This window comes from Sporosarcina sp. G11-34 (assembly GCF_026931025.1).
The window spans coordinates 360,887-373,761 of the sequence record NZ_JAHNZW010000002.1 but is presented as its reverse complement, the minus strand read 5'-3'; the positions used below and the strand labels follow the sequence as shown (position 1 = coordinate 373,761).

Sequence of the window (12,875 nt, the reverse complement as noted above, 5' to 3'; positions counted from 1 at the left end):
TATTTCTATCCTAGTTAATACAAACATCAAGCAGCAACTCGTTCTGTTTAAGGAAGGAGTTGCTGAAGCCGTAATCTATTTATACTAATGCAGTTTCCTTTGCGTTGTATGTTATTAATTCACCAACTGGTTCTCCTACAATACCTTGTCCTAGTTCAAAAACCAGATTCCCACGAACAAAAGTTTTCGTGACACGGCAATTAATATTTCTACCAATGTATGGACTATGTTGGTGGCGGTAATAGAGGTCTTCTTTCTTAACTACATAAGATTGGTTTGCATCGACCAAGATAATGTCGGCGTCCTTAGATATAGCAATTTCTCCCTTAGTAGGCATATTAAAACGCTTAGCTGGGTTTGTTGCAATCATGCGAACAAAATCAGTTACAGGGACATGACGCTTTAAAACTGCCTCATCGAACATTAAATCAACGTTATTTTGACAGCCTGTAATTCCACCCCATACTTCAAATATATTATTTGTATCACTATGTTTCATTTCAGGCGGGCATGGTGAGTGATCTGAAGTTAACATATCAATCTTACCTTCAATCAATTTATCCCATAATTTTTCCTGTTCTACTTCGTTGCGGAGTGGTGGTGAACATTTTGCGACCGGACCAATCTCTTCGAACTGAGCAGTTGTAATTGTAAAATAATGAGGGCAAGATTCGACAGTTACGTCCTGTCCTTCGTTTTGAGCTTTAATAATTTCATCTATAGCTTCCGCTGTGCTAATGTGTACGAAATGAAGCTTACAACCTGTTTCTTTAGCTAGAAACAGCGCTCTTTTCACAGCATCAACCTCCGTAAATACTGGCCGTGTTGCAACGTAATCTGTAGCGGTAATTTTACCTTTCTTAACCATTTCTTCGGCAAGGCGATCCGTAATAACGGCATTTTCAGCATGGATTGATAGCATATGGCCCAATTCAGCCAACTTCTTCATCCCCGCATAAAGAGTATAATCATCGACATTTGTAAAATCATCTGGGATATCCGAGCCACATGTCGCCATGAAACATTTGTACGCAACAACACCTTCATCAGACAGCTCTTCTAGCTTATCGAGATTACTAGGAACAAGACCACCATATAATGCGTAATCAACATAATTCTTTCCATTTGCAGCTTCTAGCTTTGACCGCACTGCCGCCCTGTCTACTGTTGCAGGAAGGGCATTCAATGGCATATCTACATAGCTCGTTGTTCCACCGGCAGCCAATGCTTTTGTTCCCGTCACAAAACCTTCCCATTCTGTACGGCCAGGTTCGCAAATATGAACATGCGTATCAATCATACCAGGCATTACATATTGTCCTTCGGCATTGATAATCTTTACAGCCGCGTCATCAATCGTTTCAGCAATTGCAGATATTTTTCCATTTTTAATTGCAATATCGACATTTTTTACTTCATCCCTGAAAACGACTTGTCCGCCTTTAATAATAAGATCATACTCCATATTATTTCCCCCTTATATTTGCTTATTCATTGTACATAATATTCAGACTTACAATGTTATAAAGTCTTGTCGTTTTCTTATTAGGACGATTTAACCACGTCTTCCTGTTTCTGAAATGGTAGGCATTGCTATATCAAGTGATTCAGAATCCATTTTAATGACGTCTTCCTGTTTCTGTCTGCTTTCGGAAGCTGATAATCCCCTTTTAACAAGTACAACATAGATTACAGATGCAAAAACTATACCAGAGAAAAAGGAAATATCATATAAAGGTTTAAATAAAGGTACAAATTGACCAATTAAACTTATACATCCTGAACCAAGTGTAGCAATCATGGCGGGCATATGGACCCCATTTTTATAGTTATACTTTCCATTCATGGAATACAATTCTTCCATATCAAGTTCTTTTTTAGATATTAAAAAGTAATGGGAGAGCATAACACCAATTACTGGACTTAGTAAGCCTCCAATAATACCTAGAAATGTGAAGATACTTGTAGCATTCTCCATCAACTTCCACGGCATTATCATAAATCCAATTACAGCGGCGAGTAGCGCACCCGTTCTGAAAGTAAGGTACTTCGGAAATAAAGCGGATAACTGGTAACCCGCCGGAATAATATTACCCGTAATATTTACAGCCAATGTTGTCATACAAATTGTTAATACAGAAATTCCAATCGCAAAATTACTATCAAAACGATCGACTACATCGAGTACATTCCATATAGGTGCACCAAAAGCAATTTCCGAACCAACGATAACTGCAATACTTGCAACCGCAAATAATAAATAGGTGATCACAAGACCGGCAACTTGACCAATTGTCTGGTCTTTTTGCGAGCGGGCTTCTTTTGTAAAATCAGAAGCACTTACAATCGGAGCAGCCCATGCTGCTAGTATCGCACTAATACAAGCAATGAATACAATGATACTATTTCCGTCAATTCCTTTGGATGTATGTTGAAGAATTGGCGTAATTCCTCCTGCCAATTTAATCGCCCAAATGGCCATTCCTCCAAATACGACATAAATGAGCGGTGATAGTAGCTTTGTAAATTTACCTAGAACTTTCATTCCACCATAAACAAATAGTATATTGAAAGTCCAGAAGACGATGAATGAAATTAAAGCTGGTAAACTAAGACCGAAAAAGCTCCAGCTTCCACCCAACTCTAAGTAGGAGGGCCATAGTTTCCCAAGCAAAATCGTGAACGCAAGACTACCTGCATACGTTTGAAATCCAAACCACATGATTGCACCAATGCAACCTCTTAAAATACCAGGTAGCATGGCTCCCTTTGTACCGTATGAAGTTCTTAATAGCATAGAAAATGGAATACCGTATTTAGCGCCCGCATGACCATTCAAGACCATTACTGCTGCAAGAATAATTGAAGCAATCATAATTGACCAAAACACCTGTCCAACCGATAGTCCAAGTGCAAAAAAACCACCGATTGTAATATAGGAAGGAATATTATGTACAGAGCCCATCCATATCGAAAAGTAATTTCCAGTTTTCCATTTTCTGTCCTCAGGCTTTACAGGCAATAAATCACTACCGAATCCTAATTCTTGTTCCATTGGAGCTTCAGACTGTTTCAAAGGGGTCCCTCTTTTCTAAACATTCTATACTTATTGATCATAGCTTCCAAGATAAAAAAGGAATGAAGCATTCGAGTTCGCTTGAATCCAAATTTATCATTTTGTAGTTCCTAACATTCCGATTATTCTCAATTAATGCCTATATTCATTGTAAGCGTTGTCACTTCATATATCATTGTCTACTATAAACAATTTCATTAATTATTGTTTGTATAAAATAACTAAATAAAAAATAACCCAAACCGATAAGTTATCTTCGATTAGGTCATCCATATAAATTTCTTCATTTATAAACAAAGAAAACCGGCTCAAAAGGTCATTTTCAAGGACCTTTTGAGCCGGTCTTATAATCGCTCTTTTATCTTTAACTTATAGACTTGGATTCATCAACAAGTTTATATTTTTCTCTCAAATATCGTACCCTTTTTGAATGCTGAATCTTTAAATGTATACTTCATCAGAAGAATATATGCAATTCCCGCCACAACAACGCCGATAATCCAGGCCAATTCTACTAACATAAAGGCGGCACTGGCACCGATAAGCATTGCAATTAGAGCACATGGATTGTATCCCGCAAACTGGCCGTCTTCCTTGTACATCTCTTCAACATCTACCTTTTGCTTTCTTAATACATAATACTCGATTAATAAAATAGAAACGATCGGGCCTAAAAATGCAGAATAGATAAGAATGAACATACCAAGACCCTTTGCCGAAGAATCCTGAACAAGCACCCAAGGGAAAGAACATAACCCAAGCAGTCCAGTTACAATAACAGCAGGTTTATATTTCATTTTTGTAAGCAACGTAATAACATAAGTTGGCGGAATAATATTGGCAACCATGTTTACCGCAACTGCACCTAGAACAATAAATCCGGATACAAAGAATGTAATATAAGGGTTGTCCACGACTATTGCAAATGCCTTGACAGGATTAGAAATGCCGGTTGCAGAAGCAAGCATTGCACCGATTGTAAGTGTCAAGCCGTATGCTATTAAAATCGGTGAAAAGTACAAAAGCCCGCGTTTCGTATCGCTAATACCCGACTTGAGCTCTCTTGAATAGTCCGCTGCACTTAAAAAAATAGCCGCATAATTCCCTAGAAACATCATTATGAATGCAAAGAACGGCAATCCCCATGAGCCCTTTGCATGAACCCATTTTTCTGTAATAACAGCGCTATGGGATGTTAGAAGAACACCAAACACATAGACAAGTGCTAGCATAATAACAATAGACGCAAGCGCCTCCACCCATTTAATGGCATGAAAACCGTATAACGAAAGCACGATTTGAAAAAGTTGGAGCACTACAAAGCAAATGATAACACTATTGAAAGCGCCACCCGTAACAATCTTCGCCATTTCATTTAAGGCTGTACCGCCAATCCAGCTTTGAAAACCGTACCAAACGATGGCGGGGATACCGCGCATAAGTGACGATATGACGGAACCTTTCACACCGAAGGACATTCTGAGCTGTACAACATATGGTATTCCCGTTCTGTATCCAAGCCTGTCATTTAAGGCGAAAACAGTTGAGATAATTCCAATGGCTATGATAGCTGCGACAAATGTCTGAATGATGTTTAGCGTTGCGACCCCTGCTACTACCAAACTAGCTCCAAGTGTCATATTACCTAAATTAACGCCATCTCCAATCCACATAAACAAATAGGATATCGGACCTACCGTACGCCCCTTTTCGGTTTTCGGATTGAGTGATTCATCCATACCCGTATCATGTCGAGTCTGCGTCTCTTGAACGTAACCTTCTAAATTTGTAGTCATAGTAAGCCCAACTCCTTTTTTTCATTGTTTGTCATATTTTTGATAATGCTAGAACTGAGCGGAATAACAAACACCCTAAGGTTCTACCAATTTAAAATTTTCTGTTTTCGTGGTATGTACTAATTGTAAGCGCTAACAAGTTATATATCACTAGCTATTATGGATGATATTAAAAAATATTTTTGTTCAAAATGACCAAAATGAATTGTTATAAGATTAAAATTATAAAGATGAGCCTGAGTATTTATCAGGCTCAATAATCCCAATTTTCCATTTGACTCAAAGAGCAACTGCCTTTTTTGGATTTTCAAGATTTATTTCTATCTCATCTTCCTTCGGTTTTTCATTAATGGTCAACGCAATTACAGCTGCTACTACTAGAGCCGCAATCATCATAATGAAAGAAGTATCAAATGAACCACTTGTTTGGATCATATAACCCATTAGGAATGGAGATACGAAACCCGCAAGAGATCCAAAACAGTTAACCGTCGCCGTACCCGATGCCATAATTTTTGCAGGAAGGCTGACAAGAACTAGACCCCAGAAAGCACCTTGAGCTAGGAACATAAAGAAGGCCGCTAGACATTGACATACGATAACCATTGTTAAAGAAGAAGTTTGGAACATGAAATAGAGAGCTACACCGCCAGCAAGCACGCTCGGGACAAATATCCATTTTCTATTTCCTTTGATTTTATCTGATAAATACCCACCAAGAACAATTGCTACCGTCCCCACCAAATACGGTAACGCACTGTATAACCCCGTACTCATTAGAGATAGTCCTTTTTCTTTAATCAGATAAGAGGGGAGCCAAGACGTAAAGCCCCAAAACGTAATATCAAAGAAGAACCAAATTGCAGCCATTTGCCATAAAATCGGCTTTTTTAAGAGTTCTTTGAAAGATACACCGGACTTCTTTTTTTCGGCGGGAGTTTCATCAAGATCTTCTTCCAACTCCGCCAGTTCTTCCTTCGTAATTTTAGGATGGTCTTTTGGATTATCTTTGAACTTCAACCAAATATAAATTCCGATTAAAAGTCCTGGAACCCCCATAATAATAAAGACAACACGCCATCCATATAAACCGATTATCGCTGCCGCCGCAATAGCCGCTATTGCCGGTCCAAGTGTATTAACTGTTGATTGAATCCCTGTCGCTGTTCCACGTTGACTTTTCGGGAAGTAAGTAGCAATCGCTTTAAATGATCCGCCGGGTAAACAAGCTTCCCCTAATCCAAAGACAAAACGAACAATCAATAAAAGTGGATAGGAGAAAATAAACCCAGTTAAAGTTGTAAATATAGACCACCAAACAATGGCAATACTTACGACACGACGGAAACCAAATTTATCTGCCAACATTCCACCTGGGATCTGGAACAATGCGTAACCAGCAAAAAATATACTCAGTAGTAAACCTTGCGCAGTTGCATTTAAACTAAGATCATCCCCGATAAATGGTAAGGCGATAGTGATTACCATACGATCAAGGAAAGAAAACAACCAACATAACCACAATACCAATAAGACCGAATAACGGACTTTCCAACTTTGCTTAGGCACCGCTTGCGATTGTGCACTCATAAAAATACCCCCTTTTAATTTTTATAACTTTCCCATTCACCCTTTTTAAAGAATTCACTAAATACTTCCCTCACATAGCAATTTAATATAGATGAGTCATATGTGGCCAATTTAAAAATGAAATAGGGCATCCAAGTTTATTCCGATACAGTGTTTTAAATATTCCGACTTTTGGATATCTTTTATTGTAAGCGTTGACTTCGCTAAAATCACTAGCTAAATTGAACAATTTCAAAGCTCGCACTTTATGCAGAGTGACTGATTCTCGAATGGATGCACCAGATAACCATCAAAGCTACACATAAAAAAGCTGACCCTTAAAGATTATTTTTCAATAATCCATAAGAGTCAGCCTATTATTTCTAAATGTTTTATAACTTATTTTGAGAGAACTGCCGTTTTTCCTTGATATACATCGATTGCAGCTTGAAGCGCTTTACCAGTATTAATTTTTCCACCGTGACGATAGATGGACGCTTCCAACGCAGCTAAAACGAGTAAAATGTTTTCTTTTCGGCAACTGAAGCCCATCGATCCGATACGCCATATTTTTCCTGCAAGTGATCCGAACGTGCTCGCTATTTCTACGCCAAACTCATTCAACATCGTTGCACGAACATCATCACCGATTACTCCTTCAGGAATATTCACACACGTAACAATAGGCATTTTATAGCGCGAATCCCCAAATAGCGTAAGACCCATCGCTTCAAGACCTGCTACAAGCGCCTTCTCATGTGCTTTATGTCTTGCGAATCGCTCTTCCAAACCTTCTTCATCAATGATACGCAGACCTTCCCTAAGCGCGTATAGCATTGAAGTTGCTTCTGTATGGTGATTTAGCCGTTTAGGACTCCAATACTCCTGAATTTGGCTTAGATCGAAATAGTTACTTTGAATTCTTCTAGAGTTCTGAGATGTAATATCTAGGCCTCGCTCAACTTTTCTCCGCTCATGAATGACTTGTTCAATTCGTTCATTATAAGTAACCGGGGCCATCCCAGTTGGTACACCCAAGCACTTTTGTGTACCTGCAATAACGGCATCGACATTCCACTCATCTGTTTTAAAATCTGCACCCGCTAAAGTAGCAACAGCATCTACAACGAACAAAACATCATTTTCACGACAGAATCTACCAATCCTATCCAATGGTTGCATGATACCCGTTGAAGTCTCACCGTGTACGAGTGCTACAATTTTCGGCTTAACCCTTTTTATTTCAGCAATGATCTCCTCTTGATCAAAAGCTTTTCCCCATTCACATTCCATCGTCGTCATATCCGCACCGGAACGTTCAACAATCTCTGCTACCAAATGACCGAACCGTCCAAATATAGGTACTAGAACCTTATCTTCAGTCTCAATAATAGAAGTAAGAACTGCCTCAAGCCCAGAGCGCGAAGTACCGTCAATTGGATATGCCCAACGATTTTTCGTTTGAAATGTCTTTCTTAATAGTTCCATTGTTTCATCCATAATTTGTAGAAACTCCGGGTCAAATTGTCCGATAATTGGGATTGTCATTGCACGAAGCACACGTGGTTCCGCTTCAACCGGTCCTGGTGTCATTAACGTTCTTATAGAAGGATTCAATTCTCTTAACATATTAATACTCCCTTTCCTTATTAATTATAATAGCTCTAAAACATTATTCCAATAAACGCCAACTCTACTTATAATTGATTTTGAGGAATATTCTATGTACAGTTGATTATAAGGGAATCAACAAACGATGTCATTATTTAATATGAACAATTTAGCCACTAGATTTCATCTATAATGAACAACTTATATTTATGTTTATAAACTTAATTCAAAAGATAATGGCCAAAAAAAGCTGATATAGAGGTGTGTTATGAAGAAGATAGAAGATTTATTTTTCGTTGATGTATTTCGAGACGCGAAAGTTTTAGCTGGACATGCCGGGCTTAAAAGGGACGTTGAATCAATTGAAGTGTCGGAAACACCCGACGTCATCCACTTCTTAGCTAAAAATTCACTACTTGTAACAACAGGATACGCTTTCAAAGACAATCCCGCCGCACTAGGCGATCTTATTTCACAAGTCAATGAACTTCCCTGTGCCGGAATTGCTATAAAACTTAAAAGGTTTATTGATAAAGTTCCACAAGAAGTAATCGACTTAGCGGACTCATTAGACTTTCCAATTATTCAAATTCCAGAATCTTTAACATTAGGTACCGTCGCCCACCAACTATTAAGTTTTATATGGGACAACCAAATTCAAGAGTTATTTTATGCAATTCATGTGCACAAAAAGTTTACGAATATGATGATACAAGGTTATGAACTGGAATCATTGATTGAAAGTCTTGGATCCTTATTAAAAAGTCCCGTCCTTCTATTAGACCCTATGGGAGAAACTATTTCTTTTTCGCATCATTTTCAGACGAATAATATGAAAATAACAGCAGATAGCGTTGAGGAACTTATTAAGGGTGATATTGATACATACCGTGGAAAAGATACTTTTTTAGTTAGCAGCTCTGACGCAGAGGTTGCAGACATTTCCGCAAAATTATTCCAAGTTAAAACGATGCATCCATATCCATACTTGCTAATCATTTTAAATCCTGAAAAACTTCCATACCCTTCTTCACAATTAGCTATTGAGCAAGCATCAACAGTTATTTCGTTCACACTGCTTAAAAATGAAGCAATTAGAGAAAATAGCCGTTTGTTAGAAAACAACTTTTTCACTTCTCTTGTTGATGGAAACATTTCTACCAAACAGGAAATAATTCATAGAGGTAAACAGCATGGCTTAATTGACAACCTAAAATATGTTTGCATTGTTTGTAAAATTGACGATGATAAACAAAATACAGATATTATGAATAGATTATACGATTATTTGTCCAAGTATCTAAAAAAATCGTTCTTTAAAACCGAAACTAAAAATATAGTTTTTATGAAAGATTCTTATTTTGTTATTTTGATGCAATCTCCTACAAATATCGCGAATCCACTTAAGAGCACAATAGAAGAAAGGTTGAAGAACTTCCAACATAAGGTTTACTCGAACTTAAAAGTTTCGCTCTCTTTCGGTGTTGGTAATGTCTTTAATGACGTGACTTATATCCCCATTACATATACAGAGGCCGTGGAAGCATGGAAACAAGGGACAGAACTATTCAAGTATAACTTTATAAACTTCTATCTACCGAAGGAACTAAAAGAACTCATTCGATTAATTCCAGAAGAGAATCTTCTTAACTTTTATGAAAATACTTTGCTTTCCCTCTCATATCCTAAAAATAAGGACGAGGAAGACTTAGTCACAACACTAATAGTTTATCTAGACAATAACTGTCAAATTGCGATTACATCTAGAAAATTGTATGTTCATCGTAATACTGTTAAATACCGAATAGCTAAATGTGAAGAAATTCTTGGGTGTTCCATCCATGATTCACAAAGCTCCCTTCATTTACGTATGGCCTTACTTATGCGTACGACGTTCATCCCTACCTAAAGCAAAAGGAGTGTGCCGGATGGCAACACTCCTTTTGCTTATCATCTATAATAGTTACTTTCTTTTAGCTATCATCTCTATTTCTACTTCGGCTCCCAGTGGTAATGCTAATACTGCTACACATGTCCTAGCAGGATATGGCTTAGTAAACTGAGTTTCATATACCTCATTCATTGCAGAAAAGTCCTTCATATCTGTTAAATATACATTTACTTTTACTACTTCATCAGACGTAAGATCTGCTGCTTCTAATACCTCAAATAAATTTATAAAACATTGCTTCGTCTGCGCCCTAATATCCCCCGCCATGTCTTCTGTTGAAACTGCATTCATTGCTGTTTGTCCCGAAAAATAGACTAACTCTCCTGCATCCACTGCGTGTGAGTATGGTCCTGATACTGTCGCACCCTTTGCATTATAAATTTTTCTTGTCATAATGACTCCCCCTTTTTTAATCCTTGCACCGATACTACTTCCATACTAAACAGATAAACCCTTTTTTCGACAAACAAAAAACGACTTTACATCCATCAACTGGAGTAAAGTCGTTGCTAGTTCATTCTTCGTGCGATCCGATGCACCGCTCGCATTCATACAATGGTGACTCAACTTTTTCAATAATTTCACAGCCGCATTCCCTACAAACCTTTTTCGGTGCATCCCCATTATTTTTCATCTTTTTCATAATAGATCCCCTCCATTTTAAATTTATTGTTGTACAGTTTGAATTGCATATTTGGCTTTCGCTTCAATTCGACGTTTGTGTAAAATTGGTTCTGTGTAGCCATTTGGCTGATTAATACCTTTGAATACAAGGTCACTTGCCGCTGCGAACGCAACCGAATCGTCAAAGTTCGGAGCCATTGGACGGTATTCTTTGTCCTCGGCATTTTGTTTGTCAACAACTTGTGCCATACGCTTCATCGTTTCTTCGACTTGCTCTTTCGTACAAATTCCTTGGTGTAACCAGTTGGCTAGATGTTGGCTAGAAATACGCAATGTGGCACGGTCTTCCATCAAGCCCACATCGTTAATGTCTGGCACTTTAGAACAGCCTACACCTTGATCAATCCAACGGACGACATAACCGAGAATTCCTTGTGCGTTATTATCGAGTTCCGATTGGATTTCTTCTGCTGTCCAATTCGTATTGTCCGCCAATGGAATTTGTAAAATATCATCTTGTAAATCTTGTGAACTTGAAATTCCTTTTTGTACTTCATTTACATCCACTTTATGATAGTGAAGAGCATGCAATGTCGCAGCCGTCGGCGATGGTACCCAAGCCGTATTCGCACCCGATTGAGGATGAGCAATCTTTTGCTCTAACATCGCGGACATTAAATCGGGCATCGCCCACATTCCCTTACCAATTTGTGCATGACCCGGTAACCCGCAATCAAGCCCAACAACGACGTTTGACGTTTCGTAAGATTGTAACCATGTCGTTTGTTTCATATCGTTTTTACGAATCATCGCGCCCGCTTCCATCGATGTATGAATTTCATCGCCCGTACGATCCAAGAATCCTGTGTTAATGAACGCAATTCGCTCTTTTACTTCATGAATACATGCTTTTAAATTAAGAGACGTTCGACGTTCTTCATCCATTACACCGATTTTCAATGTGTAACGCGGTAAGTCTAATAGATCTTCAATGTGATTGAAAAGCGTATTGGCAAACGCCGCTTCTTTCGATCCGTGCATTTTTGGTTTAACGATGTAAATTGAATTGTATTCCGAGTTTTTATAAGACACATCTTCTTTTAAATTATACGTTGCTATTAACGACGTAAGAACCCCATCCATAATCCCTTCTGGTACTTCTTCTCCATTTTTATCGAGAATGGCACTGTTCGTCATTAAATGTCCGACATTTCGAACGAACATAAGCGAGCGTCCAGGTAAAGTAATTGTTTCTCCGTTCGGTGATGTATACGTACGATCATCGTTTAGCTGACGTGTAACCGTTTTATTGCCTCTTGGAAATGACGCTGTTAAGTCACCTTTCATTAAACCTAACCAATTCCGATACACATGCACTTTATCTTCCGCATCGACCGCGGCAATGGAGTCTTCAAAGTCCATCAATGTGGATAGTGCCGCCTCCAAATAGACATCTTTCACACCAGCTAAGTCGGTTTTTCCAATCGGATGATTCCGGTCGATTTGGATTTCTATGTGCATACCATTATTAACTAATAAAATAGCGGTTGGCTCCTCAGGTTGCCCCTGATAACCTACAAATTTTGTTGCATCTTTCAAATTGGTAGATTCGCCATTTTGAAGCGTGATTGCTAATTGATCACCTATGATTGTGTATTTTTGCACTTCAGCATGCGTTGCATTCGCTAGTCGTACAGCTTCATCTAAAAAGTTTTTCGCAAAAGAAACAACTTTTTCACCGCGGACTGGATTATACCCTTTACCCGCCTTTGCACCATCTGTGTCAGAAATGACGTCTGTTCCATAGAGTGCATCATAGAGAGAGCCCCAACGAGCATTCGCTGCGTTCAGTGCATAGCGTGCGTTGTCCACTGGCACAACTAGTTGTGGTCCAGCTTGTGTAGCCACTTCACTATCTACATTTGCAGTTGAAACGTTAAAGTCTTCTACTTTTGGTTCTAAGTAACCAATTTTACTTAAAAATGCTTTATACTTCCCGAAATCGAAGTTTTCTTTCTGTTCTTTATGCCAGTCACTGATTTGGTTTTGTAACTCTGTGCGTTCAATTAGTAGTTTTTTATTTAGCGGAGATAATTTATGAATGAGTGCGTCAAAACGAGACCAAAATTGTTCTTGATTGACTTCAATTCCTGGTAATACGTCTGCATTAACGAAGTTATAAAGTAGTTTTGAAACTTGGATATCACCGACAGTTATATAATTTCCCACGTATAATTCCCCCCCAATA

At 38.4% G+C, this 12,875-nt stretch carries 9 protein-coding genes; 1 reads left to right on the top strand and 8 read right to left on the bottom strand.

The annotated features are described in order from the left end of the window. Positions 1–79: 79 nt before the first annotated feature. From allB to KSU66_RS03780, 5 genes are all read right to left on the bottom strand, one after another. Entirely contained in the window at positions 80–1,465 is a 1,386-nt protein-coding gene (gene allB / locus KSU66_RS03800) for an allantoinase AllB (RefSeq protein ID WP_269050083.1), read from the bottom strand. 90 nt (positions 1,466–1,555) lie between these two features. Further along, positions 1,556–3,076 carry an allantoin permease gene (allW, locus tag KSU66_RS03795; protein ID WP_269050082.1) on the bottom strand — a complete coding sequence of 507 codons (1,521 nt, stop codon included), beginning with the start codon at positions 3,074–3,076 and terminating at the stop codon, positions 1,556–1,558. A 395-nt stretch (positions 3,077–3,471) separates the two neighbouring features. Further along, a complete protein-coding gene (locus tag KSU66_RS03790) occupies positions 3,472–4,872 on the bottom strand; it encodes an NCS1 family transporter (RefSeq protein WP_269050081.1) in 1,401 nt (466 codons plus the stop codon). A gap of 279 nt (positions 4,873–5,151) precedes the next feature. Next, a complete protein-coding gene (locus KSU66_RS03785; RefSeq protein ID WP_269050080.1) occupies positions 5,152–6,462 on the bottom strand; it encodes an MFS transporter in 1,311 nt (436 codons plus the stop codon). A gap of 378 nt (positions 6,463–6,840) precedes the next feature. Then, a complete protein-coding gene (locus tag KSU66_RS03780) occupies positions 6,841–8,070 on the bottom strand; it encodes a pyridoxal-phosphate-dependent aminotransferase family protein (RefSeq protein WP_443028931.1) in 1,230 nt (409 codons plus the stop codon). Positions 8,071–8,320: 250 nt separating this feature from the next. Between KSU66_RS03780 and KSU66_RS03775 the strand changes: the two genes are divergently transcribed. Further along, positions 8,321–9,961 (top strand): PucR family transcriptional regulator, encoded by a 1,641-nt coding sequence (locus tag KSU66_RS03775; protein ID WP_269050079.1) that lies wholly within the window; start codon positions 8,321–8,323, stop codon positions 9,959–9,961. Between the two features lie 54 nt (positions 9,962–10,015). Here the strand turns inward: KSU66_RS03775 and KSU66_RS03770 are convergent, their stop codons facing one another. The 3 genes from KSU66_RS03770 to KSU66_RS03760 all read right to left on the bottom strand — a co-directional run bounded on the left by KSU66_RS03770 (position 10,016) and on the right by KSU66_RS03760 (position 12,856). Next, positions 10,016–10,396 (bottom strand): RidA family protein, encoded by a 381-nt coding sequence (locus tag KSU66_RS03770; protein WP_269050078.1) that lies wholly within the window; start codon positions 10,394–10,396, stop codon positions 10,016–10,018. Between the two features lie 121 nt (positions 10,397–10,517). Next, positions 10,518–10,646 carry a YhfH family protein gene (locus KSU66_RS03765; protein ID WP_269050077.1) on the bottom strand — a complete coding sequence of 43 codons (129 nt, stop codon included), beginning with the start codon at positions 10,644–10,646 and terminating at the stop codon, positions 10,518–10,520. Positions 10,647–10,669: 23 nt separating this feature from the next. After that, a complete protein-coding gene (locus tag KSU66_RS03760) occupies positions 10,670–12,856 on the bottom strand; it encodes a malate synthase G (RefSeq protein WP_269050076.1) in 2,187 nt (728 codons plus the stop codon). Positions 12,857–12,875 lie beyond the last annotated feature (19 nt).